The organism is Lysinibacillus louembei, from assembly GCF_033880585.1.
Taxonomy (GTDB): Bacteria; Bacillota; Bacilli; order Bacillales_A; family Planococcaceae; genus Metasolibacillus; species Metasolibacillus louembei.
This window is the reverse complement of the sequence record NZ_CP137624.1, coordinates 2,035,977-2,062,183: the sequence shown is the minus strand read 5'-3', so window position 1 is coordinate 2,062,183 and position 26,207 is coordinate 2,035,977. Positions and strand designations below refer to the sequence as shown.

The window sequence follows — 26,207 nt, the reverse complement described above, 5'->3', positions numbered from 1 at the left end:
GGCAATTGCTGATTGGTAAAAGCAATTTGATTGCCTACAATGAACTTGTAACAATTATTGCACAGAAGCGAGGAGATTAGATGATGAAACGTTTTGAGAATAAAGTAGTTATTATAACAGGTGCAGGCTCTGGTTTAGGTCAAGCTACTGCATTACAATTAGCTGCTGAAGGTGCAACACTTGCATTAGTTGACTTAAATGAAGCGGGTTTAAAGGATACACAAGCAAAAATTGTAGAAATTGAGCCAAATACCGAAACCCTATTATTAACAGCAAATGTGGCAGATGAAAAAGCTGTTGAAGGCTATGTACAGGCAACTGTAGACAAATTCGGCAAAATTGATGGCTTTTTTAACAATGCGGGTATTGAAGGAAAGCAAAATTTAACAGAGGATTTTGGGATTGAGGAATTTCAAAAAGTAATTTCAATTAACTTAAATGGTGTATTTTATGGAATGAGATACGTATTAAAAGTAATGAAAGAGCAAGGCTTCGGCTCCATTGTAAATACTGCTTCAGTTGGCGGTATTCGTGGTGTTGGCAACCAATCTGGCTATGCAGCAAGTAAACATGGTGTTGTTGGATTAACACGTAATTCAGGTATTGAATATGGTCAATACGGCATTTCAATAAAAGCGATTGCTCCTGGCGCAATTATGACACCAATGGTAGAAGGCTCACTACGTCAAATCGGCGGAGACAATTGGGAAGAGGTAGGTAAAGAATTTGTAAAACCAAACCCAATGAAACGCTTTGGTAAGCCTGAGGAAGTTGGCTATCTTGTAGCATTCCTATTATCAAATCAAGCTGATTTCATTAACGGTGTCGTTATTCCAATTGATGGTGGTCAATCATATAAATATTAAAACAGAGCATATCAGGAAAGGAGCTTCTTTCTTGATATGCTCTATTATTACATGCTTCTTACTTAATCTCCTTATAAAGAGGAATTACCTTTTTAATAAATTCCTCTGGTGATGTTGTCATGCTACTTCTGCGCCATTCTACTGAAGCACCATACATTCCCCAGCTTAGCATGACCGCCGCTATTTTTAATGCTTCAGTATCTGGTTTGTCGTGCTTTGCTAACAGCATTTTATAAAAAATAACCTCAAGCTGATCTTTAATGATGCGTGCAATTGTCTCCTCATATCCCCTATGACAGCGTGAAGATAATGAGCGCTGAAAGTTCGTAATTGCTTTAAAAATACTTACCGCTGTTTCCTCATTTAACTCATTTTTAGCCAAAATCGTCTCATCTAAGTTAATCAAAAATATTTCTGATAAAACCTTTTCTAATAAATCATAAATATCTTCAAAATGAGCGTAAAAGGTTGCGCGATTAATCATAGCCTCTGTCGTAATATCTTTAATCGTTATATCTTTAAATTCCTTTTTAGTAGAAAGCTCAATAAATGCATCCATAATGGATTTTCTTGTACGCAGCACACGAGGATCTGTTTTCGCTTGCGTCATAGTATCCCTCCTACTTTTTCGACAATTTTGCCAATGTGTTGGCTAAACAACATATTTAATCATCTATTGGTGTTTTTTTATTTTTATTATTACTACAATAAAGCTGTAAGGCAACTATAAAAGCTTATAAAAAAGTAGACCAATTAATTAGGAGGGTCTTAAATGACAAATAATAATATGATGTGTGATTTACAAACAGGTGTGTGTGGTGTTGCTGACGATGAGGAAATGGCAGTCATTGATTTCAACAAACCAGCAAAAACAGTTAATTTATATTATGTAACAGATCCAATTTGCTCACACTGCTGGGCGTTAGAGCCTGTTCTACGTCGCTTCCAAGAGCAATATGGGCAATATTTTAATTTCCACACTGTGCTTGGTGGATTATTAGAAAAATGGCATGATGGTCCGATTGATCCTGCGAATGGTATTTCTAAACCATCCGACGTTGCACCACATTGGAGAGAGGTTGGCGAATATTCACGTATGCCAATTGATGGCTCAGTGATGATTGATAATCCTGTGCAATCTTCTTACCCCTCATCCCGTGTATTAAAGGTCATCGCTAAAAATTATGGCGCTGAAAAAGCCTATGAATATTTACGTCGTACAAGGGAGCAGCTTTTTGCGTTTAATCAAAACGTTTCTGAGCTTGATGTATTAATAAGTATTGTCGATCATCTTGGGCTTGATGGTAACGCTATTATAGCAGAGGCTGAAGGTCCAATCGGTCATCAATTATTAAACGAGGATTTTGCACTTACACGCGAGCTTAGTGCAAGAGGCTTCCCAACAATTATTATGATAAACGAAGAAAATAAAGGTGTAAAAATAGTTGGTAGTCGCCCACTTGAAGCTTATGTTCAAGGATTACAGAAAGTAGTTGGTGAAGAGATACAGCCAAAAGAGCAACCTTCCCTTGCAAGCTTACTTGAAAAAGAGGAGCTGCTTTTCTCAAAGGAAATAGAAGTTATGTATGATATTGACCAAGCTGCTATAACAAGCTTTATAGAAGAGGAACTTTCCTCAAATGCTTATGAATTAAAGGCACTTCTTGGTGAAAACTATATTACAAAAAAATAAAGGAGAATAAGGATGGCTTACTTACTACAAATAGATTTCAAAATGACTGGCCCATTCGGAGATGCAATGACACAGGCTTTTACTGAATTGGCACAAAGCATCAATCATGAAGAAGGCTTTATTTCAAAAATTTGGACAGAAAATGCCGAAACAGGCGAGGCTGGTGGTATTTACAAATTCACAACAAAGGAAGCAGCTGAAAAATATCTTGCTATGCACACAAAAAGACTAGCTGGATTTGGCATCGACAATGTAAATGCAAAGATTTTTGTAATTAATGAACAGCTGACAGAAATTAATAAAGGTTGAATATGAAGCCTAAAATAAATTATATAAAGCTTTTCTGTAAATTGTTCTCACTATTCCAAAACCTTAAGATTATTTATGTATTGTTGCAATATAGGCTTGTTGAAAAAGGATTTACCTTTTTCAACAAGCCCACACTATTTATTATTCTGGATAATACAAATATTTCCGCAAGCAAACATCTCGATGTGTTAATGTTTCACCGTCAAAGCGCAGCCAAATCTCATCATCTGCCATGACACCATGTGTTTTTCGTACAATGCCCCAGCGATTATAGGCCTGCAAACCTAAGCCCTCTAACAGCTCCTGTGCATTAGCACGAGTCGGAGGAAAAGTGCGCCACTTCAGCCATGTTTCTAGCTCCTCAATGCTAATATGCCCTTCCATATTCGGAGAAAATTGTTTATTAAAATCATCAATATAATTTATTACATACGGCGTTCCACCATTGGCAGGCTTTAAATCAACATGTGCAATTACATCATCCATCCACATTACATCAAATTTCATATAGTTAATCATTAGCAACGCGTCCTTCATAAAAAAAGATGATACTTAACATATTCTCGTTCTGTTAACGTAGAACATGATAGAATAAGCGATGTGAGCACCTCTGCTTGTCCTTCATAACCACGTGTATTTTGCTTAATCCACTTATTATCAACTTGCCATTTCGATTGATCCCCTTTACTCGAGGTACTGATTATTGGGACAGTTTCTACCGGAATAATAATTCTTTCCATATCATTCACTCCCTTTAATCATTTATTATAACTTAAATTCCCTTATAATACCTTCACACATACAGGCTTTTCTACTAAATATTCCACAGGCTGCAACACAAACAAATTGCACTCATCACGCTTTGCCATTGTGAGCTTATCAGCATTTTGATTGCCAATAACGAGTAAGTCATCTGAAATAACTGCGAAATTACGTGGTGTCTCCCCACCTGTATGCATACATTGATGCCACGCTAATTGCCCGTGGGCATCAATCGTAAAAATAGTGATGCTATCATGCCCACGATTTGATGTAAATAAATAATCTCCTGCAGACGATATATGAATATCCGCTCCTGTGCTTTCACCAGCAAAATCATATGGTAATGTAGCAATCGTTTGAGTTAATTCGAAAGTTAGCTTGTTTTCATCGAACTGCAATACATCAACTGTTGATGTTAATTCACTTAATACATAAACTAGCTTATGCTCCTTATGAAAAGCGACATGGCGTGGACCATTTCCCAATGGCATTTGAAAAGTATTTACGAGTGTTAGCATACCATCCGGTTCAGTAAAATATAAGGAAATCGTGTCACAGCCTAAGTCTTGCACAATTTTATAGTCTGTAGCAAAGGACAAAATTTCAATAGAATGTGCATGTGCCGCCTCCTGTCGCTCCACATTCACACTGCTCCCTGTATGCTGAATCAGCTGCTTACAAGGCTGAATTTCGAATTGTTCATTGACTGTGAAAACGGCTATTGAACCAGATACATAATTTGTGACATACAAAGCCTTTTTACTAGCATCGTATGCGATATAGCAAGGTGCCGCACCATGTGTAGACTGACGGCTTAGCTCAATTAATTGCTGCTGCTCCTTATCATAGCGATAGCTATAAATACTTCCTTCATCCTCTTCACTAACAGCAAAAATATAGGATTGATAAACAGCGACAAAGGAAGGTGAATCAATGCCTTTTATCGCTACTTGCTGCTGTATTTCCAATGTCTTTGTATGTAAAGTGATTATTTGAAGCGCCTCAGAAGTTGCTTTTTGATATGTGCCTATGACTAAATCCACTGTATTTTCCATTATGATCACCATTCCTTTTTGTTTATTATTTATAATAGAACAAAAGTAAATTGAAAGGAACAAAATAAGATTGAAAATATTTCTAGCAAGGAAGCCGAATAAAGTAAAAAGGCCTCCCTCTTACTATTGCCTCCCCACAGATTAAAATTAGTACTCTATCTCCCGATAATCCTTTCATTTATCTATAAGTGAAGTTGCCTAGTTTTTTTTCAAAATGTCCTTTACAAAGGGTACACTTTACGTTTCTATCAAGAGAAATGAGAAAAATCTGCCCCTCTTTAGAGTATGTATCAGTGGTTAGCTATAAATAGTACATGAGCTAATCATTCGAGAAACGAGTATTTTAAAAGGGGAAAACTGTTTTTAAACAATAAAATTGTTTAGATTAGGTAGTAAAGTCATTTAAACAGGTTCGTCTTGCTATTCAATAAACAGACCATATTAGGGAGGCGCATTTTTCAACAGAAGTATATTTGTCAAAAAATAAATCAAGTGTAAATGAAAAAGAAATAGCCATTATTTCCTTCTCATAACCTTCCATAATCATTTTTTTAACCTAATTTTAACCTTCGCTCTGTATAATGTATCCACGTAAAAACAAATCAATCGAAAGGAGCAACACATATGCAACGAAAAACTAATCCAACCCTCGTTCCTATAGCGATTGCAGTTTTATTTATGCAAACGTTATTTGGTGGTTTACCAGCAAGGGCAATAGAAAATTTGGCTAACCAATCTTATTATGAGAGAAAAATGATGAAAAGTCCTATAGTAGGACAATTAGCTCTGATTGAACCAAAGCTTGAAATCGAATACGCCGCAGCACCTGTACTAACAGCAATTGGCAATAAAACGGTAGATGAAGAAAGCATGCTTATGTTTACAGCAAGTGCAACGGATGCTGATTTACCTATAAATTCATTAACATACAGCTTAGTGGGTGCACCAACAGGAGCAAGCATCAATGCAACGACAGGGGTGTTTACATGGACACCGACAGAAGCGCAGGGCCCAGGTAGCTACACATTCACAGTACGAGTTAGTGATGGGATGTTAACAGCCGAAGAAAGTATTACTGTTACGGTTAATGAAGTCAACACAGCGCCTGTACTAACAGCAATTGGCAATAAAACGGTAGATGAAGAAAGCATGCTTATGTTTACAGCAAGTGCAACGGATGCTGATTTACCTATAAATTCATTAACATACAGCTTAGTGGGTGCACCAACAGGAGCAAGCATCAATGCAACGACAGGGGTGTTTACATGGACACCGACAGAAGCGCAGGGCCCAGGTAGCTACACATTCACAGTACGAGTAAGTGATGGAATGTTAACAGACGAAGAAAGTATTGCTGTTACGGTTAATGAAATAAACACAGCACCCGTACTAGCAGCCATCGGCAATAAAACGGTAGATGAAGAAAGCTTGCTTACGTTTACAGCAAGTGCAATGGATGCTGATTTACCTATAAATTCATTAACATACAGCTTAGAGGGTGCACCAACAGGAGCAAGCATCAACGCAACAACAGGTTTGTTTACATGGACACCAACAGAAGTGCAGGGTCCAGGCAGCTACACATTTATAGTACGAGTTAGTGATGGCTCGTTAACGGATGAAGAAAGTATTACTGTTACAGTTAATGAAGTAAATGCAGCGCCCGTACTAACAGCAATCGGCAATAAAACGGTAGATGAAGAAAGCTTACTTACGTTTACAGCAAGTGCAACGGATGCTGATTTACCTATAAATTCATTAACATACAGCTTAGTGGGTGCACCAACAGGAGCAAGCATCAACGCAACGACAGGGGTGTTTACATGGACACCGACAGAAGCGCAGGGGCCAGGCAGCTATACCTTTACTATAGTAGTAAGTGATGGCTCGTTAACAGACGAAGAAAGTATTACTGTTACGGTTAATGAAGTCAACACAGCGCCCGTACTAGCAGCCATCGGCAATAAAACGGTAGATGAAGAAAGCTTGCTTACATTTACGGCAAGTGCAACGGATGCTGATTTACCTATAAATTCATTAACATACAGCTTAGAGGGTGCACCAACAGGAGCAAGCATCAACGCAACAACAGGTGTGTTTACATGGACACCATCAGCAACTCAAAGCTCGAAAGAGTATACTTTTACAGTAAAGGTGAGTGATGGCTCATTAACAGATGAGGAAGTAATTACAGTTACCATAAAAGTGGTGCATGGTAATAATTCGACTATTGATGTACCAGCTTCAACAGGAACAACCGTCAATGCGTTAACTATTACATTGCATACGAACGGTGGCACAGCAATAGCACCTATCGACATAAACTATAATACAAAAGTTGGCGATTTACCTGTGCCAATAAGAGAGGGCTATCGCTTTGAAGGTTGGTATCAAGATGAGGCATTGACAAAGCGATGGGTAGAAGAAACGATTTTGCAAGAAAATATTTCGCTCTATGCAAAATGGACAGCATTACCTATAGAGGAGCCTGAACCCTCACAACCACCAAAGCCAATCGTGCCATTTCATGATGTAGAAAGACATTGGGCAAAAGAGATGATTGAGGAACTGACAGCCCTTGGTATTATCCAAGGCTTTGAAGACGGTACTTTCCGTCCGAATGCCCCGATTAGTCGTATGCACGTGGCGGTGTTACTATCAAGAGTATTTTCACTAGATGCAGTGAGAGAAGCAGATGGCTTCTCGGATGTACCGTCTACACATCCTTATTATGAGGCAATTCAAGCATTGCAACAAGCAGGCATTATAGATGGAGCAAGTGGTGCGTTTCTCCCAGCAGAAAATATGACGAGAGCACAATTAGCAAAAGTCCTTGTTGGCGTGCTAGGGCTAACACCAGAAGGCACAAGTTCCTTTGCAGATGTGGCTAGCACTCATTGGAGTGCAGGTTATATTGCAACGCTAGAGCGTGAAGGAATTACACTCGGTGATAATGGCCATTTCCGACCAAATGAACCTGTGACAAGAGCGCAATTTGTCGCATTTTTATATCGGATTATGCAAAAATAGCAAAAGAAAAAAATTGAAAGGATTAAACTGTACCCAATAAGATAGACACTTTGAAAAAGTCTATCTTATTGGGTATTTTTGTTTATAATGAGAAAAAAGATGGCGGAGCGAATTGAAATGACAAAAAATACTTTACAGAACAAGAACAATTGAAATGTAATCCTCATGTGCAGGCAGTGAGTGAAAAAGTAATTACCTATACAAATGAATTTAAACACCATTTTATTGTGAAAAATGAAAATGGGAGATTGCCAAGAGAAATTTTTGAAGCGGCAGGTTTTGACGTTGATTTAGTTGGTTTAGAGCGAATCGCCTCTTCAGCGAAACGTTGGCGTAATGCTTATCGAAAAGCAGATGTTGAAGAAGAAATCACAATCGAAACAAACTTAAAATTTGAGAAACAAATCTAAATGAGTGCGAAACATGAGAAGAAGCAAAACGAGAAATGAAGAGGTATATGACGTATTACAATCATTACCGAGACCAATGGAATTTAAAAAAGTTGCCACCTGTAAAATACAGACAGCAGCTTCAACAAGTTGCCTATTTTTTTTCAAAATGTCCTTTACAAAGGGCACTCTTTAATCTGGTATATGGTTTCTTTTATATAGAAAAATAATGCAAAACGCATGAAATCCTGTCATTTCATGCGTTTTTTTATTATTACTATCCTATTTATGGCAAAATCGCAAACGAGCGCACAGGGAAGCCAGATGCTTTTTCAGGCTTTGGCACAATATTAAAAATGACTGCCCCTTTCGCTGGCAATTGATCTAAGTTCGTTAATAGCTCGATTTGATACGTATCCTGCTCCAGCACGAAATATTCTCCTTGAAGATTGCCATTTTTGCGGAAATCTGCTGCGGAATCCGTATCGAATGTTTCATGCCCAACTGCCCTCACCTTGCGCTCTTTAAATAAAAATTGCAATGCCTCAAAGCCCCAGCCTGGAATATGGTTATTGCCTTCTTCATCCTTATTATTGAATGCCTCTTTATCAGGCCAACGCTTGCTCCAATCCGTACGCAGCGCTACAAATGTACCTGCCTCAATTTCACCATACTCCGCCTCAAATGCCAAAATATCCTCAACGCTTAAAGTAAAATCATTGTCCACCTCTGCCTCTTGCGATTTATCAATGACAACAAGTGGCAGCACAAGCTCCTTTAAATCTAATTCATCTAAATAGCGCGCATCACGCACGAAATGAATCGGCGGATCAATATGTGTCCCATATTGCCCTGGAAATGAAAACTGCTGTGCAAAAAAGCCGTCATCATGTGAAAATAACGTTTCAAACTTAGCATCCTCAAACATAAAGAAATGCGGAGAATCCGGCCCAAATGTATGCGTTAAATCCACCCATTTCTTACTCTTTAATAGCTCAACTGCCTGTAATAAATCATTCGTCATCGTCCATCCCTGCTTTCTGTAAAATGTAAAAAAGCCCCCTTTTTATAAAGAGAGCTTCGATTGCCATATAATCGTATTCCACTCATCTTTAAGGCAATCGCCTATTGGATTTAGCACCATACTAGCAAATAGCTGGTTGCTGAGATGTCATCGGGCCAAATCCCTCAATCTCTCTTGATAAGCTATGAAATTATGTTGATTGTAGCATAACCCTTCTTATCCTACAAGTTTTATATGGATTTGATTTAACTTTTTCTATCCTTTCTGAAGCGGACAATACCATAAATCGTAATGAGCAAAGAAGTTACAATGCCGATTGGCAGCACAAGAACAAACATTAGCCATCATAGCGATTGCACCACTGATTAATGGCGTAATGATAAATAATGAACCAAGACCAAATATTAGTACCTTTACTTTTTTCTTTTAAATTTGCAATATAAAAAAGCACTATGATAAAACATACTAAAAGGATGCCTACCACAGCAAGAACCCACATCATCGAACCCTAGCCTTCATATTTCCTCTCAAAATTAAGCTCTTGAATCGTATTTTGCACTATAAAATCCCGTACAAATGTAACCATTTCTTCCTCGTCCACATCACCTGAATACAAGATGTTATAAATCACGCCATCATAATACGTATAAAACTCGTCTGCTGCGACAGTATTTAAATGAATACGTTTTTTTCCTTATCATATTTTCCGGCAACAATAAATTTCGATAATACTAGCTTTTCAAATAATCCTTCACACGATTTACGGTCATATGCATTAAATAAAAAACTCCTACCTCAAAACTGAGTAGGAGTTTCATCTATTGGTATAACTTCTCTAACTACAATCTGTGGAAATCGCTCCTGCCATTCATCCAAGCTCAATACTTCAAAGCTTGATATCATTTGTCTTGCAATCATTGGAACATTCAACTGTAATGGCAATTGTTTTTCAATTTTCAACTTCAATTGTCTTCGTAGCTTTTTGTCTAAAATAGGATGTTCAATAATTAATACAAATGTAATTGGAAGCTCTTTTTCATTTCCTTTACATGCCCAAAATAACAATAAACTATCATAAAATTTGCGTGCTATTTTAGAATAAAATGTTTCATGCTTTATCTTTTGTAGCATTGCATCTGGATTTACTGCATTCTTAATATTAGCATTTTTATACTCAATAAAAACAACCTCTTGTGCAGTTTCAGTAATAAAATCAACATCGCTTAGCATTGTTTTCACAACACTATCGTGAAATTGCCATACATAATCAAGTGCTGAAAAGTCAAACTGAAAGCGTCCATTCTCTTCCACAACGATTTTACAATTAGTCATCGAAATTTCCCTCAATGACTTCATCCAATAATTTTGTATCTGCTTCTATAATTGGATTATCTTCCAATTCGCCAAAATAAACACTACTGTCTACTTGTACCCCTTGCTCAGTTTGATGTAAATGGTGGAATAGCACTTGTTCTTCTTTTCTCCGCTTAATTTCAAGATATTTTGCTAAGTTATAACTATGTGTCGCAATGAATAACTGCACGCCTTTTCGTTCAAGCTCTAACATTAATTCAACTAAAATGGGCATAAGCTCTGGGTTGATATTTGCTTCAGGTTCATCCCAAAAAAGCACTGTATCCTTTTCAAGTAAGCCATTTTTTATTAGCTTCCACAATAAACCAAACTTACGTAATCCTTCTGCTTCTACAGGAAATTCAATTTTCGCCCCATTCGCTTTTTTAATGTAAAATACGCCGTTTTCATGTAGCACTTCCCCACCAATAACTTTGGAAATGGTTTGTAATAGAGCATCATTTAACTTAGACATATTACGAGCTTCAGGCAATTCAGCATTAATAACAATATCAACATACGTCTTATCAAAAGGTATTTTATATTTATTATAAAGTGCCAAAAGACCTTTGGAATGGGACAGCATTTCCTTTGCAGGGATGAAGATTGATTTCACATTAAAATCTAAATGGAAATTAAAACCGTCCAACGTATTCTTGCTACGTTTTTGTGAATTATCAATTTCATAAGTTGCTGAATTTTCATCAGTAAGAACTACACTAACGATTGCTTGTTGGGCATTTACTTTAACTAATTGTAGAGATTCCACAGAAAAATAACTTAGAGCAATATCCATTACTTCATCCTCTTGGCTGGAACTTATTTCTTCGCAAATCCCATACATTACCTTCATCAAATGTGTTTTTCCTGTTCCATTTGTTCCAACAATCACATTAATCCCTTTTGAAAACTGCACTTGCATATCTTCAAACACTGTAAAATTTTGAAGATGTGCTGATTGGATTGGCATTCATTTCACTCCCTTACATTTTGAGCATTTATTCAGCTTGTTTTAAATCCTATGTTAAAGATTTATGGCGCTATATTGTTCCCAATAATTATCTTCATCTCCTCATATATTATGAAGCCAAATATACATGAAAATTATTTCAATGTATTGCTGTTTACCTTGAACAAAAGATTTGTTTGAAATTTTACTGTAAAGTGTATTTAAATTAAAAAGATTATTTTTTTGCTTATAATCATAAAAATAATTTATGCCTATTTCATTACTTTTAATCCTATGTTGTGCTGGCCATAAACTATCATTATCAAAAAAACGAGATAAATAATTAAAAGCAAAAATCCAAATATTTATTCTATATTTACTCCAATCCTTTGGCCTATTTCTTCAGTATTTAAGTATTGATTAAAATATTCAAAAATATAATTCACGCAAATGCGTATATTTTCATTTCTAGAATCAATGTCATACTCATTTATCTTATCTTCTATTTTTCTTTTTGAAATGTACCCTTCTAAAGAAAGCATTTTCAATCATACCTTTCTTGATTTAGCTATCAATTAGTTTATTATTAACCAAAACTATTTTATACTCAATCAAATATTGGGAAGTAAAATGATTAAACATACTTACTCATCCTCAAACAACGTCATCTGCTTCCTCTCACCAACATAATGCAGTGCCTCTGGCTGATTGTCGGCAAAGAAGGCTTTGTTTAGCTGCTGCTCTTTTTGAACCACTTGATGTGATGCGTTGCGTACTGAGCGAAGTCGGCAGCTGTAAACGACTGGAAAGTAGTCAGCGATGTACTTGCCTTCCGCATGGGCAGTTAGTGCAATCATTTGGAAACCGAGCTGCTCGGCGATATAAAATACAGGGCTTAATACATGATCGCTCGATGCTTTGCCGAAAGGATTATCGAGTATGAGCGCGCGATTACGTTTCGTATTCATTGGGCCGCCTGACTTTTCTGCGATAAATTTCAAAATACCTAAATACAGGGCCATGTTTTTGCTCCAGCTTTCCCCGCCTGACCATTTATTGGACTGCTCCCAGCTATAGAAGTTAGAAGAGATTTGGCGCTCGCTTTCTACTTTGCGGCATTTTACTTGCATTTTTTTATTGCCAAGCACTTGGTGTAGCAACGGCACTGTTTGCAAATGTTTTTCTAAAAATTTGCGGATGCTCGCTACATCCTCATTACCATACTCATCGCGGTATTTATCTTGCTCAAGCGTTGTTAAGATCCAGTTAATATAATCGCGAATCGCATCCTTTGCCTCATGCTCCTCCCACTCAGGAATAATAAATTGATACATATACTTTGTTTCGTTCTCTGTTCGAATACGCGTCTTTTTAGGAATTTCCAATAAATTATGTCGGATTCTAACAAGCTGCTGTACGGCATATTGAATAATTTGCTGCTGGTCTTTGTCATACTCTTGAATCGCTGCATCAGCAAGATGAATTGCCTGCTGAATCGTTTGATTGATAAGCTGTTGATGCTCCATTATTGCTTTGTACGTATGATGATTTTCAATGCCATCCATCGTCACTTTACTTAGCTTGTGATCTTGCAAAGTAGTACAAAACTGGCGGAATTGCTGCTTTTCCTTATCCATCATTTGCTGCTGACTTTGCAGCTCCTTCAAATTGGTATCTAGCTTTACGAAAATTTGCTTTAGCTCTTTTTCATATTCATATAAAAAGGCTATTTGCTGCTCAGTAGATAGTGATGGAATTTGCTTAATTTTATTGAGCTGATGGCGGAAATAACTATCCTTTGACTGCCCCTCAGCTAGCGCTAAATTTTTTGCCTGCTTATTTATACGCGTATATTCACTTTTCGTATAAGTAAGCTTCTGCTCATAGCGTTCAAAATCAATCTGTAACTCTTGCTGTAGCTCTTCAATCGAAGCAGTGCGTGCTGGCAACTCCCCTTCATATTGCGCAATTAATGTCTGAATACTGCCTTTTAAAGATTGCAAAGCTTCCTTTTTTTGCTCCACAGCACTCAATGGCTCTACCTTTGCAGCAATTAAACGATTCATTTCTTGTTGAAGTTGCTTTAGCATCCCCTCAGGTTGGACTGGTAAAGCTATTTGTTTATCCAATGCTGGATGTTCCGCAAGCTTGCGCTCAAGCGAATCGCGATAATCTCGCACTAGTTTTTCATGCGTATCAATTCGCTCCTGCAATTGCTGAATCGTTGCGGACATTTTCTTGAGCGCTTCCTCTATACGTGTCACCTCTAGCTTCAATGCATGCTCAGACAATGTCGTAGCACGTGCCGTTAATGCTGCTCGCTGCTGGTAAATTTCGTGCTGTTCAATTTCATGCATGATACTGTGCTCAATATTTAGCTTTTCTGATGTCATATCAAGCCATTGCTGCTGTAAATTATCTTTATTTTGCGAAAGCTGCTGCACAACTTGCACTAAGCGGGTCACTTCTACTTCATCGATTTTCCTCTGTGCCTGTAATGGCTCGATTTGCTTGTGAACATGCTGATACTCCTGCGCATTCGGAATACGCTCGAAATTTAAATTGCGCAGCTCCTCTTTTTCTTGCTGTAATAATTGTTCTATTTGCTTTTTCGTTGTTTCGGTTTCTGCTATTTTTTGCTCTACTTGACGTAAATCATATGCAGCCTTACTATGCGCTTCCTTTGCCTCAAAGTGTTGCTCATTTAACTGCTTAAAATGCTCATATGGATATTTTTCAAGAAATGTTGTCAGCGTCGTATAAGCTTGCTCCACGTCTGATAGCTTTTTTTCGATTTCCTTACGCTCTTTTTCCACAAAGCTCGCTTCTGCTGTTGCGCTTTGCTTCCATTGTAAAAACGCAGATTTATCTACATGCTCTCGCCAAAATAACGGAGCAATCCATGCCTCATCAAATGGCTCACCTTGTACAAGCTGTTTTGCCTCTTCACGTGTTAACACAACAATTGGTGTTGTTAGCTTATCTGCCAGCACATGCACTTTATCAATCAATGCCTGCCTTTCATTTGCAGTTGTAATAAGCGTTATCGCCCAAAATGGGTAGGCAATATGCTGCACATCAATTGCTTCTTCTAATGATTGCAAATAATCAACACCTGTTTGAATATGTGTAAACTGTGACCAATGCTGGATTTGCTCAGCTAAATATGGCTCAGCAAAAAATTGGCTTTGCCCGCCATAGTCATCCAAATAACGCCTCGCTTTACGCTCCACAACTAATTTTTCTGCATGGTCGGCTTGTAACTGCGTTATTTTTTCCTGTAGCTGGTTTGTGTAGCTCATCGCGCGGTCATAAATGCGTGCAGTCATGCTCATTTGATGCAAGATCGTTTGTAGACGAGCTTTCACTGATGCTTCCTCTTCCTCAAATGACTGTAGTTGGTGGTCAAGTACACTAATTTTCTTCTCTAAGTCTACTTGTTTCTCTACTAACAGCTTGCTCATTTGTTGCTGTTCCACCGCTTGCTGCTCCAGTACCTTCAAATGTTTCTCATGCTCATGGCTTGTCTGCTCTAATTGTGTGGCACGCCCAATCCATTGCTTTAATAAATCCTCTACTTGCTCATTTTCATGCGCTACTAGCTTACGCTTTAACTGTGTTAATTGCTTCGATTTTTCTTGAATCAATGTGTCATTTTTTGTTACACGCTTGCTCGCCTCTTGCATATCCTCGCGTGTCTTCTCTAAATTTGAGGTAATTTCAAGCTCCTCATTCTTTAGCTTTTGGATATCACGTGTTGTTGCAGCTAATTTATTTTGTAGCTTTTCTTTTTTTACTTCTAATAAATAAAGCCATTGCCCTTTGTACAGCTCTAGCTCATTTTGTAAATCATCAATATCCTCTTTTTCATTTTCTTGCTGCAATAGTACACGCGCATGGGCAATCGTTTCCTCCGCTTGCTTCAGCTTTTCTGCATCTATTGCATATTCTAATGAAGCTTTGTCAAGCTGACGTACCTTGAGCTTGCTTTCAATTTGATTGAATTTTTCTTCAGCTACAATTAACTCTTCTTGTAGCTGTCGTTGCTTGTCCTGCTCCTTATAAATCGTTAATGCTTGCTGACGCTGCACAAGCTGTTGCTGTACATTTTTCAAATCGGCAAGCTGTTCTTCAATCAATTTCACATCTTTCTCCGCCTGCTCTCGCTGTTGCTGCAAGTAGTGAACATATGCTACCGCCTGTTGCTGCTGTTCCCTATAGTTCACCAAGGCATCATTATAAACTCGGAATTTATGCACATATTGCTCCATACGCTCCTGCATGGCATAGTATTCAATTTTCTTTTCATTAAACTCTTTATACTTTTTTAAATTGCTGCGCTGTTTTTCAAACTGATCAGCCATACTAAGCGGATTGAAATGCTTATCGGCATTTTCAACAGAAGGAATCAACAAACGATCAAATAACTCCTGCGTCCCTTTGCACTCCTCAAAAACCTTTTCAATGCCGCCTTCTGCGCTATTCATAACAACCATATTTTCCCATTCTTCACGAATGATAAAATAATTGCTCTCTAAATAATCGGTGAAGGCCTTAATCGACTGTGGAAAAAGCTTTGCGCGCATCGGCGTTTGCTGTACAATTCCTTGAAAATAAAGCTGCATATCATCCTTGCTTGCCGGATATTGCATCCCCGCTTCTCGCTTCGTAAAAGGTATCGCATCAATAGCATGCTTATCGCCCTCACCATATTCATAAACATAACGTAGCGATTCTACTTTATTATTTTTTGTATAAAGGGTAACAGCTGTCACGACATATTGGCGTGGTCGCTCGTTCAGCAGCCATTCAATTGCAATATGTGCAGGTCCTTCCTCTAAATAAAAGGTTTCTTTAATTTGGCGATTAGCAACAGTGGCATGCGGAATAATTGCCTGCATCGCCGCTTGAATAAATACGGTCTTACCTCCGCCATTTTCTAATAAAATCGCTCCATTATGCGTGTTAAATTGAAATGTTTCATCATGATAGCGCTTTGAGCCTTGCTCATAAATGACATTAGCAAAACGAATTTTAGTAATGGTCGGCATCGTCTTCCTCCTTCATGCTATATAAAAAGGCGATAATTCCTCGATTATATTCTGAATCCATAAAATAATTTCCGATAATGACTTTCGCTTTTTCGGTCAGCTCAAATTCACCGATACCTGTTTCAATCAATATTTCTTCATCACGCAAAAAGCGACATGTTGTATGTAAAAAACTTACTCTACTCATCGTATTGGCGCTTTGGCGCTTTGCTGTTTCCTTGACATCATCAAGCCCGTCCCATTTTTCTAACAGCATATGCCAACGATAGGAATACTGCTTTTCCTTCTCCTTCAATGTTTCCTCATCATATTCACGCAATGTTGCCATCCGACGATCAATCGCTTGAATCCACTCTTCAATTGTAATAAACGGGCGCGTTGGATGGATGGAATGAAAGGCATTATAAAACTCTCCAATCACACAAATCGTTGCAAAATACATTAAATATAAATCCTCATTGCGACCTTTTGTTTTAAAATATTCACGCTTTAACGCTTCGTTTGTTACATGGAATGGTGATAGCCTCGTTTCAGGCACAAGCAACACCTCATCACCTACTTCAATACAAATGGCCTGTACTTTTTTACAAAACATCTCAACTAAAGCTCGAAAGTCAGTATCAATTTTAAATAAGCGGACAGCTTCTCCTGTCACACGCCCTTCCATTGCCAGCTCGCTGTACATCTCAAAGGCTCGCTCTACTTTCTCTTGTTGATATAGCATATTATCCCTCCTGCCATTTGAATTGTAGATTTTGAATCGAATAACGCTTCGTAGGTTGCAATATATTCGGTAATTCTTCAATCACTAATTGACGGTCGCCAAGTAAACTTGTTACCTCTATCAACAAATGCAACGATTGCTCATCTGCATTGTTGCTATCTTTATAGAGAGGTGAGCGGTGATGACAAAGCAGTAAAAAATCATAAAGGTAGCGTGCATCCAATGAAAAATCATTCTTTTCTTTTATATGCTCAAGCCAGCCCTGCACTGTCCAGCTTTGATGCCCTTCGGCAAAGGCAAGCATTGACTTCATATAAGCTCCATATAATGTCCTTATTTGCTTCGCATACTGCTCCCGCTTCTCTTCCTCGATAATTTCCTCATAGCGTGCCAACTCAGCACTTTGCTCTTCCTCTGACCACGATTGCGCACTAAAAATAGTTAGCAATGACCACATTTTTTTATGCCCAACTTTTAAAAATGGCGCTAAAATTCCTTTCATCGACTCAAGTGGCAACGGCGTACTAACAATTTCCGAAACAATTTCTTGATCAAAGTTAAAATTATCTACCCCGATGCTATAAAGCGACTGCTCTGCTGCCTCAAGCGCCTCCTGCTTAAGCTTTAAGCTATGGGTTAACAACGCGCGATGCTGCTCATGCACAGCCATCAGTGCCTCCTCAATTTTCATCAGCATTCGAAAAGCGCGCATATCCTCCTCATTCGTTGTCGATTCGGATGCCTTTTTCGCATCAACAATAAATTTATGCAGCTCCTCAAATTCGGTATTTTCACGCTGCAAACGTAAATTGCGATCTTGCAGTACTTCCATAAAACGCTGCTGGGTCTCCATATTAATAATGTTACGCTTAATCTCATGTGATAGCTTCTCCATTCGCTCGTGCAGCTGCTCCACATCCATGCGCATCTCATTAATTTGCCGTAACGCCCCTTGTAGCTCGCCTTTCTCCAACAGCTTGCGTAGCATCAACTGATGAATCGACAGTTGGAACTCCTGAAAATACTCCTTTGTTGCAAAAATAAGCTCCAAGCCATCATCGTCTAATTGGTAATATTGCCGATTTTCCTTCACATCAAAAAAATCTGTTTTCAAAAAGGAAAAAGGAATCTCCTCCACCTTTTCTGTTTCCCAATTGTAAAAGGAATACGTTTTATAAAGCCCCTTCGCTGGTCGAAAAATTTCTTTAACAGCTAATAACAACGTATGCACTCGCTCATCGGCAACGTTATAGCGTTTCTGAATAAGCGGTCGCAAATAATTCGCTGCCTCCTCTATCCCGACTTTCGACTCACGCATAAGCTTCATTTCAAAAAAATAAAGCAATGTCAACAAACCAAGCATCCGCATATCAATATCTTGCCCATCATCATCCTTTTGTTGCTTCGCTGCAAGCTCATGCAACGGCTCAAACAAATAAATACGCCGCATACGCTCTCTCAAGCCTGTCGTAATATCAAAACTCCATTCCATTGGCATCCCCCACTAATTCCGCACTCATTCGCTGCCATATTTGCTGTAGCTCCGCTGTCGTTAGCACTTCTTGAGACACATAATAGCGCTGTTCAACTAATTGCTGACACTGCATCTTTGCCTCTTCATGTAATCGTTCCATAAATGCCTGAATCGCTTCTTCATCAATTAATTGCTTTTTAGATATTGGCTTCCCTAAATCAGTAAGTGCCGCTTCATAAAATGGCGTTGCTAGCTCCACAGGCTGCTGTTTATTCAATAAATACCAAATCGATATGCCTGCAAAATCAATATCGCCAAAGTAATAAAATATGTGGTTGGCATATGGTAATGGCAGCTGCTTTGGAAACAAGCTCAAGCTCCCAACAATTTCAAAGCCTGCTCCATATATTAATGTCGTAAAGCAAGTTGCTGAAAGTGCTGGCAATAACGCCTCATAAGTCGTTTTATTTTCTACAATTAAATGGTAATGAGTTGACCGTCCAATATTTTGCGGGTTCAGCGCAAATCGCAGCGGCTCTTTTACATCGACAATTTGCATATCTGCCCATAAGCTGAGTCGCTCTAATAGACGCCGTCCCCCTTTATATTGAATCCATTTTTCATCACCCATAATCTGTTGACTTCGCTCTGGCGCTGGCACTGATAATATTGGTAACCCTTCTGCCATTAAATATGTATGTATTTTCTCAATGTATGGTAAATCCTGTTCAAGCTGAGTTTGTGTAAGGCGGTAATATGCATCTAAAGAAATGCGCTCATGTAGTGTTAATTGCAAGCGTTCAATCGTCTCTCGAAGCTCTTTCTTCACAGAATGCTTCAAAATCTTATATTTGTAGTAGAGTTGAGGAGATTGCGGAGGGTTCCCTGAATTTCTCACAGGCTGTAATAACTGCTCATTCACTAAATCTTGCACAATTGCTGCAAACTGCTCATACGTCTCAGGCCTTCCGACAATCTGCTCTAATTCAGCTAATTTGATAAATGCTTTTTTAAATTGAAGTAGTTGGTCTTTCATGTTGCCCCCTCCAGTTTGTTTATTAGTATAGCAAAGATTGAGGAATGATGGTATTTGGGTTATTTGAAGAATAAGAAACAAAATGGTACTATTTTTATTATTTCAAAGCCCCTTTGTTTCTTATTGTATCATTTTATTCACATTGTTCATTTACATTCAAAACCATAAACGGCTCTTCTTCATTTAAAGAATAAATGTCAAATCCAAGCTGATCATAAAAAGAAACTAATCTCTTAATGTCTTCTTTTCGTTGTGCTTTAGCTTTATCACTAAAATCAGCTTCTTCTACTGGTGATGGTTTTAAAACAATATAGTCAACACCCAAAATTTCACATAATTTAACTAATTCTTTTATCGCTAATTTTCCATAACCTTTATTTCTATAAACAGGTTCTACTAAAATTCTGTCCAGTGTAAGACACTTAGGTGACCATTCTTCAATCTCTTCTTCAAATGCATCAAGAAAGGCAGACATTAGCCATTCTTCATCGCCTGATAAAGCATCTGCCGCATCCAATAATTCAAATCTACTTAATTGATACGAATTATAAATTCTAAAATGAATGTACCCTACTCTTATCTCCTTATCCTCCATATTAAGCACTATCTGAGAACTCCCATTTAGTATGGGAAATTCCAAATCAACAGTCATTGAGGAAGTTATTGAAATAGAACTCCATCCATCCTCATTTGTAATTGAATCTACATTTGAAGCTTTTTGCATGAAAGATGACTTTAGCACAGCTTCACCAAAAACCATATCATTCAAAATATCGAAAAATCCCGTGCTTTCATTTATAACTCCTAGTTTTGTTAGATGATTATAAATAGATTCTAGCTGCATTACTCGATGATAATTTCCTTTTTTCTTAGTATTTTTATTGACAGTATAATAAACCAAATCTCCTGATGGTAAAACAGCAAAATGAACTTCATACTTATTTGTAGAAATAACACCTGTTGCTTCTTTTGTATATCGAATAGAGCTTATTAAACTCTTCTCTGCAGCACTTTTTATAAAAGCAAAGGCTTTCTTTTGATTTAATGCTGAATCCTCAAAAAATAATGCTTTCTCTAAGTCTTTCATCGTTTGGAAATATGGTAAATAATATTGTCGTAGCTCCTCAGTTATTTTCATTTTTAAGCCCTCCTTATCATTAATAACTACAAATTAACACGAACGTTAGTTCTTGTAAAGTGGTAATTAAAGCATGATTTTTTATAATTATTAAAAGGATGGGGAAATAAATTAACCATAATAAAACCCAAACAAACTTAATTATTCAGGCTTCTGTTTTATACACTTAAAACTATTTAGTTATATTCTACTTTCTCCTCAGCAACTAGCATTTCTCTAACTTCATTTTGCTGTCTATATACTCTTCCTAATCTTATTTTCAAGTATTTTGCTAACTCTTTATCTGTACAATACACATAGCACCCCTTTTGTCCACGCGTCATAAGCGTTCTATATGTATTTCGAATAATTGCATCTACTTCCTTTGTAGCCGCTTCTGGATTTTCCTTCATTCTCTTTTTAATGCCCTTAATTGACTGATCCGTTTTTGCTCGCTTTGTATAATCCGTAATAACCTTACCATCCTCAAAACGCAAATCATCCCCTATGATGACACCTACATAGTCAAACTCCAATCCTTGACATGTATGAATACAGCCTGCTTCATCCACAGATTCTTGAGCAATTGCCCAAATATCATTACCTAAATTCCAGCTGATAGAGAAATCATGTTCTTTAATCACAATATCATGGACATCACGATTGTTTTTCCCTTCTGATATCCACTCCCAACAATAGCCTGCAACTAATCTTGATTTATTGTTAGATTCATTTTTACTCTTAATTTGCTGAAGTACCTTATTTGGAGAATCAAATATTTGAATATCATAATCCATCCCTAAGTCATTTTCATTTGCCGTTTCACGTATTTCTAACACATCATCTAACCATGCTATATAGCCATCTGAGCCATCACAGCGGAATTGAGAAGCTAATTCTCCCTCATAAATCTCTATATCTAACTCTTTTGCAAATTCTTTAATTAATTCTACACTTCCGATATCTTTCAGTGTCACTCGTTGCGCCTCATCAATAAAAAATATGCTAAACTTTGCACTATTCATTAATTCCTTGACTTGGTTTTCACCTAAATTACTGAATAAGCCTGATTTTTCATTTAAACGATGTGCTTCATCAACAATCAATATATCTAACTCATTTTGATCCATTGAATGAAAACTACCAGACCCTTTGAAAAGATTATCGATGCTTTTCTTTTTCATTGTTCCTTTTAGCTTTGTCGCATATACATTACGCGGTGCGCTGTTTTTTGTCACATACATAGCAAAATAATCATCTTGAATCAACTGCACTAGTAAGTTAATTGCCAGCACTGATTTACCTGTACCTGGTCCCCCCTTAACAATAAAAACCCCTTTTGTATCATTAGCAATAGACATTTGAGCATAATCTAATATTTGTTCATAGACAATCTTTTGGTCATCAATCATGACAAATTCTTGATTTCCTTCAAGCATAGCCGCCATGCTATCTTGTAATGACTTAGATGGCTTAATACGTCCACTATCAATTGCACCTATAATATCGTTTTGATCCCCATATTTAATAAATTGCTTAATAAATCGACGGAGTTTTTCTACTTCACCTTTCCGAAAAACAGGTGCTTTTTCAATATGCTCTGCATAGTGGCTATCTAACATTGGATCATTTTCTCGCACTAAATAATTATGTACATAAGCGCATGGTTTGAGCTTAATTGGTCGTTCTCTAACATCCTCATTGAAATCTTCGATTAAATTTGCATAGCTCCAAGCTTGATAGGATGGATGAGTTGTTTGCCGCTTTGCACCACCTAAATATGTCTCTACAACAACAGCATCTAATCTCTCATTTTTCTCTATTTCTTCCCATTGCTTTAATTCAACAATTACCGCATGGTCATCCTGTCCATCGTTTCCCGCAATAATAAAATCTACACGCTTTCCTGTATTCGGGATTTTAAATTCAATTGCCGCCTTTGCATCTTTAGGAATCTCTCGATCACGTAGCACGTTTGACATACGCTGCAATGAATAATCCCATGAGCGAATTTCACTTCTAGTTGTGCGCCCTATTTTCTCTTGATAAACTTTATATAAGCGATCAACAATAATTTCATTTGCCACATCATCTAAAAATTCTGACACATCCGCCTCATAAATAATCATTTGCTCTCCCCCTTAAGCCTTTACCTGAATTTAATTTTAAACTAACTTGTGGGGAATTCAATTGGTTAAAGTAAAATATAGGCTAGCTGAACTTATTTTTTATAAAAGATACATAGTGATAAATGACTAGTAGTTAAATTACAGTAATTTAAAACATTATCATTATACACGCTCAAACCCAAGATAGCGCGTTCCCTGAAAAGTTAACTTCCCAATATCCCCCTCTGCCAGCATCCCATATTCCGAGCCATTCATTGAAAACTCTGAACGATCCCCACTTTCAAACTGAAATGTTACATAATACGAAGTCGAGGACGTTGAATGCATATGGTCATTTGCATGATGATGATTCCTAGACACCTGTGTTCTTTTCGTAACAACGGTAGCAGGAACTGTAAGTCGAGGAGAGTTATTGTTCGCACTCCATTGAGTAAGTCCTTTCACTACCATAAAAATAAATACGCCAATAATTAATAGTGGGACAATTGTAAACATGGCGTTTCCTAAAGGGTTTGGGTCATAATACATCTGTTTAGCCTCCCTAGTATTTTTTAATATATTTACGTATGGATAAGAAAAAGAGTTTCAAAAATAGTAGCATAATAGTGTAAAATATTTCAATAAGAGAAAACAATAGGGGGGATTATTTTGCTTGTATACACAGTCAAACCTGAAAAGCTTTATAAAAAATGCGTGAACAAGGCTATCTAGAAGGACATAAAGATTTTGCGATGTTTCCAGAAGCGTATGAATGGATGATAGAGCAAATGAAAAAGCGCATCGCTCATTGTGCTATGGAAAACTACCCTATATGGCTGTGGCAAAGACGACCTAATCGAAATGAAAAGGCACTTGCACGAAAGGGAGAAAGATGGGTGATTTTAAAATTAGACATCCCTGAAAATCAAATTTTATGGTCATCATTCGATGTCTGGCATGCCATCTTAAACAATAGCCCCATTACATATGCTGAAAATGAATGGGATAATTTTAAGAAAAAAGGATTTCCACAAAAAGAAGTGATTCAAACATGGGAACAACTATTCAACTATCAATGGTTGGCAAACAGACCCTTTGACTGGGCTGGAGATTATCAAAAGCATTAGTTACAAGGTGTGACACCACAAATTACGATGAGCAGGTTAGGAAAGTTTGGAGGTTTGTTGGTAGGGGGTGATGTGAAAGATTATCCAAAAGTAAACTTGGTTTGAATTTAGTTTTTGGATGGTTGAAAGAGACTGTTCTTTATAATAACTTTTCAAGCATCCAAAAAATTAAAGTGATTGCCTATCTATTTAGATAATATCAAAACCTGCATACGTAAGGGATGATTAATCGCTTTAGTATTTGTTTTCAAGCTCACCTTATAGGAAAAGATGTGAATATTGTTCAAGAGCACAACCCTTGTACACTATCCACATCTTAATAATCATTGGTAGAGCTGTATTCACAGTCGTTATTAGTGTGGAGACGGCGGGAGTCGAACCCGCGTCCAGAAGCTCCAATACGCCGGCTTCTACGCGTGTAGTTTGTCTATTTGCAGTTCACGTGGCATTATGCCGACCTTAGAGCCACAAGCATTTGTGAGCTATCTACATTTCTATATTCAACAATTTTCTCCACTAGGGAGTATTACATATTTACGAACTTGGTTCACAGACCTTACTGATTCCAGTGTATATCAATTGATTATCGAATGGAACCATCTTATTCAATTTTGTTAGAGGTACCTAAATGACGATTCCATAAAACATGTGCTTCGAAAGTATAATGCCACCGTCATTGCGATTGTTTAAAAACACTATTACATCAACGTTTGTCGATGTTTTTTAGGATTATAAATCACAGAGTGGATTGTGTATTCCCCGCCTCTATGATTGTGTATATTAAGATTTTAATTATACCCAAACTAATACAAAATCCTATTACTAATCTAAAAAATACTTCATTTTATATGACTATTAAAAGTCACATATCAAAAGTTATGCCTCAATTCACTCTCTTCCTATTTCAAACTATAAGTATTTTATATAGTTAAAAATGGTTATAATGATAATTTTTCCATAAAATCCGCCCAAAATAGACCAAAAGAAACATTTTAGTATTAAAATATTACATAGGAAAAGTATTGAATATATCAAAAAATACATTTTCAGGGTTTTTAGTTTCACATTATTGGAAATAAATAATATAATTAGAGTAAATATATACTATAAGGAGGTGAATTATGACTAAGGCACTGATTTTTGATTTAGATAATACATTAATAAGCACTGATTCACTTAAAATGTTTAGAAATAATAGAGAATGGAATAAATGTTATTCTAACGTTCATCAAACTAAGCTAATATTCAATCCAAATCACTTTAATGAATACACACAAATAGGAATAGTTACAAATTCACCAAGACCGTATGCGATAAAATTATTAAACTATCATGAGATTCATTATGACTGTTTAATTGCATATCATGACACATCCTATAGAAAGCCCTATCCTGAGCCTTTTCTTAAATGTTTACAAAATTTAAACACAGATTCAGCAAATTCAATCAGTATTGGTGACCATTTTAATGATACTATTGCCGCTAAATCTGCTGGTATATTTTCAATCGGTGTTACTTGGGGAGATGGTACCTTTAGCCAACATCAATCATCAAATGCAGACTTGATTATTTCTAACCCAGATTCATTAAATACAAGCTTAATTAATCTTTTAAACAAAGGAGAATCCCTATAATGACATGTACTTATTTTTATGATTATCATCCATATTATCTACCAAACAAAGAAATAAATCCAAATTTCACCAAAATATATTCTGGGAAAATTCTAGATTTAAAAGAGGGAAATAAAGATGCCATTAATCTTTTTTATAGTTCCATTGACCCCCACATTAAACAAAATGTATTAATTGCGGTTGTTCCTTCATCTGATTCCAATAAAATTGATACTGGTATAAAGGAATTAGGGCGTTTACTTGCGGAAAATGGTAGAATTGATGCAACATCATGTCTTGTTCGCCACACGTCTGTTCCTAAAGCAGCTAATGGCGGACCCAGAGATGTACACACACACATCAACTCAATCCAAGTACAAAACGCGTCTCTAATCCAAGGAAAGGAGGTAATTTTACTTGATGATATTACCACTTCAGGAAGTTCTCTAGAGGCGTGTAAACAACTTCTTTTAAATGCTGGTGCATCAAAAGTAGAGAAAATCGCTATTGCAAAAACAGTTTAAGAG

Annotated in this window: 20 protein-coding genes, 1 tRNA gene, 2 pseudogenes and 1 riboswitch; of the genes and pseudogenes, 9 read left to right on the top strand and 14 right to left on the bottom strand. The window is 37.1% G+C overall.

Translation table 11 applies throughout. From position 1 onward, the window contains the following. Nucleotides 1–83 precede the first annotated feature (83 nt). Nucleotides 84–866 (top strand): SDR family oxidoreductase, encoded by a 783-nt coding sequence (locus tag R6U77_RS10210; protein WP_319835578.1) that lies wholly within the window; start codon nt 84–86, stop codon nt 864–866. A gap of 58 nt (nt 867–924) precedes the next feature. On the opposite strand, the gene R6U77_RS10205 is transcribed toward R6U77_RS10210, so the two are convergent. Next, on the bottom strand, nt 925–1,476 hold the full coding sequence (locus R6U77_RS10205) for a TetR/AcrR family transcriptional regulator (protein WP_319835577.1): 552 nt from the start codon (nt 1,474–1,476) through the stop codon (nt 925–927). Nucleotides 1,477–1,638: 162 nt separating this feature from the next. Between R6U77_RS10205 and R6U77_RS10200 the strand changes: the two genes are divergently transcribed. Then, a complete protein-coding gene (locus R6U77_RS10200) occupies nt 1,639–2,559 on the top strand; it encodes a DsbA family protein (protein WP_319835576.1) in 921 nt (306 codons plus the stop codon). Between the two features lie 12 nt (nt 2,560–2,571). Beyond that, complete coding sequence (locus R6U77_RS10195; protein ID WP_319835575.1) at nt 2,572–2,868, top strand: monooxygenase; 297 nt, start codon at nt 2,572–2,574, stop codon at nt 2,866–2,868. A gap of 141 nt (nt 2,869–3,009) precedes the next feature. On the opposite strand, the gene R6U77_RS10190 is transcribed toward R6U77_RS10195, so the two are convergent. Both R6U77_RS10190 and R6U77_RS10185 read right to left on the bottom strand, forming a co-directional pair. Beyond that, the gene (locus R6U77_RS10190; RefSeq protein ID WP_319835574.1) at nt 3,010–3,387 is read right to left on the bottom strand and encodes a hypothetical protein; all 378 of its coding nucleotides are present in this window, start codon (nt 3,385–3,387) and stop codon (nt 3,010–3,012) included. A gap of 263 nt (nt 3,388–3,650) precedes the next feature. Continuing rightward, nucleotides 3,651–4,685, bottom strand: coding sequence for a lactonase family protein (locus tag R6U77_RS10185; protein ID WP_319835573.1), 1,035 nt, complete (start codon nt 4,683–4,685; stop codon nt 3,651–3,653). Between the two features lie 624 nt (nt 4,686–5,309). Between R6U77_RS10185 and R6U77_RS10180 the strand changes: the two genes are divergently transcribed. From R6U77_RS10180 to R6U77_RS19870, 3 genes and pseudogenes are all read left to right on the top strand, one after another. Then, on the top strand, nt 5,310–7,715 hold the full coding sequence (locus R6U77_RS10180; RefSeq protein ID WP_319835572.1) for a putative Ig domain-containing protein: 2,406 nt from the start codon (nt 5,310–5,312) through the stop codon (nt 7,713–7,715). Nucleotides 7,716–7,852: 137 nt separating this feature from the next. Beyond that, a pseudogene (locus tag R6U77_RS10175) lies at nt 7,853–8,125 on the top strand (HTH domain-containing protein); the annotation flags it as partial. A 20-nt stretch (nt 8,126–8,145) separates the two neighbouring features. Further along, nucleotides 8,146–8,259, top strand: a pseudogene (locus tag R6U77_RS19870) (IS3 family transposase); the annotation flags it as partial. A gap of 131 nt (nt 8,260–8,390) precedes the next feature. On the opposite strand, the gene R6U77_RS10170 reads toward R6U77_RS19870, so the two are convergent. The 10 genes from R6U77_RS10170 to R6U77_RS10125 form a co-directional block, all read right to left on the bottom strand. Continuing rightward, nucleotides 8,391–9,128, bottom strand: a complete 738-nt coding sequence (locus R6U77_RS10170) for a cyclase family protein (RefSeq protein WP_319835571.1) — start codon at nt 9,126–9,128, stop codon at nt 8,391–8,393. A 79-nt stretch (nt 9,129–9,207) separates the two neighbouring features. Continuing rightward, nucleotides 9,208–9,312: riboswitch (SAM riboswitch) on the bottom strand. Between the two features lie 611 nt (nt 9,313–9,923). Beyond that, nucleotides 9,924–10,460, bottom strand: coding sequence for a hypothetical protein (locus R6U77_RS10165; RefSeq protein ID WP_319835570.1), 537 nt, complete (start codon nt 10,458–10,460; stop codon nt 9,924–9,926). Then, nucleotides 10,453–11,451: an AAA family ATPase gene (locus tag R6U77_RS10160; protein ID WP_319835569.1), complete on the bottom strand. Its 999-nt coding sequence runs from the start codon at nt 11,449–11,451 to the stop codon at nt 10,453–10,455. The genes R6U77_RS10165 and R6U77_RS10160 overlap by 8 nt, the downstream gene beginning before the upstream one ends. Before the next feature lie 623 nt (nt 11,452–12,074). Next, nucleotides 12,075–16,481: a hypothetical protein gene (locus R6U77_RS10155; RefSeq protein WP_319835568.1), complete on the bottom strand. Its 4,407-nt coding sequence runs from the start codon at nt 16,479–16,481 to the stop codon at nt 12,075–12,077. Beyond that, entirely contained in the window at nt 16,465–17,205 is a 741-nt protein-coding gene (locus R6U77_RS10150) for a DUF6063 family protein (RefSeq protein WP_319835567.1), read from the bottom strand. Before R6U77_RS10150 ends, R6U77_RS10155 begins: the two co-directional genes overlap by 17 nt. A 1-nt stretch (nt 17,206) precedes the next feature. Then, nucleotides 17,207–18,697, bottom strand: coding sequence for a replicative DNA helicase (locus R6U77_RS10145; protein ID WP_319835566.1), 1,491 nt, complete (start codon nt 18,695–18,697; stop codon nt 17,207–17,209). Then, complete coding sequence (locus R6U77_RS10140; protein ID WP_319835565.1) at nt 18,681–19,715, bottom strand: Wadjet anti-phage system protein JetD domain-containing protein; 1,035 nt, start codon at nt 19,713–19,715, stop codon at nt 18,681–18,683. The genes R6U77_RS10145 and R6U77_RS10140 overlap by 17 nt, the downstream gene beginning before the upstream one ends. Before the next feature lie 133 nt (nt 19,716–19,848). Beyond that, entirely contained in the window at nt 19,849–20,853 is a 1,005-nt protein-coding gene (locus tag R6U77_RS10135) for a GNAT family N-acetyltransferase (RefSeq protein ID WP_319835564.1), read from the bottom strand. A gap of 176 nt (nt 20,854–21,029) precedes the next feature. Continuing rightward, nucleotides 21,030–22,961: a DUF2075 domain-containing protein gene (locus tag R6U77_RS10130; RefSeq protein ID WP_319835563.1), complete on the bottom strand. Its 1,932-nt coding sequence runs from the start codon at nt 22,959–22,961 to the stop codon at nt 21,030–21,032. Nucleotides 22,962–23,123: 162 nt separating this feature from the next. Beyond that, nucleotides 23,124–23,489, bottom strand: coding sequence for a DUF2500 domain-containing protein (locus tag R6U77_RS10125; protein WP_319835562.1), 366 nt, complete (start codon nt 23,487–23,489; stop codon nt 23,124–23,126). 161 nt (nt 23,490–23,650) lie between these two features. Between R6U77_RS10125 and R6U77_RS10120 the strand changes: the two genes are divergently transcribed. After that, nucleotides 23,651–24,067: a DUF3841 domain-containing protein gene (locus R6U77_RS10120; protein ID WP_319835561.1), complete on the top strand. Its 417-nt coding sequence runs from the start codon at nt 23,651–23,653 to the stop codon at nt 24,065–24,067. Nucleotides 24,068–24,426: 359 nt separating this feature from the next. Here R6U77_RS10120 and R6U77_RS10115 read toward each other — a convergent pair. Further along, nucleotides 24,427–24,536 (bottom strand) — tRNA-OTHER (locus R6U77_RS10115). 652 nt (nt 24,537–25,188) lie between these two features. On the opposite strand from R6U77_RS10115, the gene R6U77_RS10110 reads away from it, so the two are divergent. Continuing rightward, nucleotides 25,189–25,701, top strand: coding sequence for an HAD family hydrolase (locus R6U77_RS10110; RefSeq protein WP_319835560.1), 513 nt, complete (start codon nt 25,189–25,191; stop codon nt 25,699–25,701). Next, complete coding sequence (locus R6U77_RS10105) at nt 25,701–26,204, top strand: ComF family protein (protein WP_319835559.1); 504 nt, start codon at nt 25,701–25,703, stop codon at nt 26,202–26,204. Before R6U77_RS10110 ends, R6U77_RS10105 begins: the two co-directional genes overlap by 1 nt. Nucleotides 26,205–26,207 lie beyond the last annotated feature (3 nt).

Excerpts from the sequence above, each read along its gene's own strand:
- R6U77_RS10210 (WP_319835578.1), top strand. The coding sequence starts at position 84 with ATGAAACGTTTTGAGAATAAAGTAGTTATTATAACAGGTGCAGGCTCT.
- R6U77_RS10205 (WP_319835577.1), bottom strand. The coding sequence starts at position 1,476 with ATGACGCAAGCGAAAACAGATCCTCGTGTGCTGCGTACAAGAAAATCC.
- R6U77_RS10200 (WP_319835576.1), top strand. The coding sequence starts at position 1,639 with ATGACAAATAATAATATGATGTGTGATTTACAAACAGGTGTGTGTGGT.
- R6U77_RS10195 (WP_319835575.1), top strand. The coding sequence starts at position 2,572 with ATGGCTTACTTACTACAAATAGATTTCAAAATGACTGGCCCATTCGGA.
- R6U77_RS10190 (WP_319835574.1), bottom strand. The coding sequence starts at position 3,387 with ATGATTAACTATATGAAATTTGATGTAATGTGGATGGATGATGTAATT.
- R6U77_RS10185 (WP_319835573.1), bottom strand. The coding sequence starts at position 4,685 with ATGGAAAATACAGTGGATTTAGTCATAGGCACATATCAAAAAGCAACT.
- R6U77_RS10180 (WP_319835572.1), top strand. The coding sequence starts at position 5,310 with ATGCAACGAAAAACTAATCCAACCCTCGTTCCTATAGCGATTGCAGTT.
- R6U77_RS10170 (WP_319835571.1), bottom strand. The coding sequence starts at position 9,128 with ATGACGAATGATTTATTACAGGCAGTTGAGCTATTAAAGAGTAAGAAA.
- R6U77_RS10165 (WP_319835570.1), bottom strand. The coding sequence starts at position 10,460 with ATGACTAATTGTAAAATCGTTGTGGAAGAGAATGGACGCTTTCAGTTT.
- R6U77_RS10160 (WP_319835569.1), bottom strand. The coding sequence starts at position 11,451 with ATGCCAATCCAATCAGCACATCTTCAAAATTTTACAGTGTTTGAAGAT.
- R6U77_RS10155 (WP_319835568.1), bottom strand. The coding sequence starts at position 16,481 with ATGCCGACCATTACTAAAATTCGTTTTGCTAATGTCATTTATGAGCAA.
- R6U77_RS10150 (WP_319835567.1), bottom strand. The coding sequence starts at position 17,205 with ATGCTATATCAACAAGAGAAAGTAGAGCGAGCCTTTGAGATGTACAGC.
- R6U77_RS10145 (WP_319835566.1), bottom strand. The coding sequence starts at position 18,697 with ATGGAATGGAGTTTTGATATTACGACAGGCTTGAGAGAGCGTATGCGG.
- R6U77_RS10140 (WP_319835565.1), bottom strand. The coding sequence starts at position 19,715 with ATGAAAGACCAACTACTTCAATTTAAAAAAGCATTTATCAAATTAGCT.
- R6U77_RS10135 (WP_319835564.1), bottom strand. The coding sequence starts at position 20,853 with ATGAAAATAACTGAGGAGCTACGACAATATTATTTACCATATTTCCAA.
- R6U77_RS10130 (WP_319835563.1), bottom strand. The coding sequence starts at position 22,961 with ATGATTATTTATGAGGCGGATGTGTCAGAATTTTTAGATGATGTGGCA.
- R6U77_RS10125 (WP_319835562.1), bottom strand. The coding sequence starts at position 23,489 with ATGTATTATGACCCAAACCCTTTAGGAAACGCCATGTTTACAATTGTC.
- R6U77_RS10120 (WP_319835561.1), top strand. The coding sequence starts at position 23,651 with ATGCGTGAACAAGGCTATCTAGAAGGACATAAAGATTTTGCGATGTTT.
- R6U77_RS10110 (WP_319835560.1), top strand. The coding sequence starts at position 25,189 with ATGACTAAGGCACTGATTTTTGATTTAGATAATACATTAATAAGCACT.
- R6U77_RS10105 (WP_319835559.1), top strand. The coding sequence starts at position 25,701 with ATGACATGTACTTATTTTTATGATTATCATCCATATTATCTACCAAAC.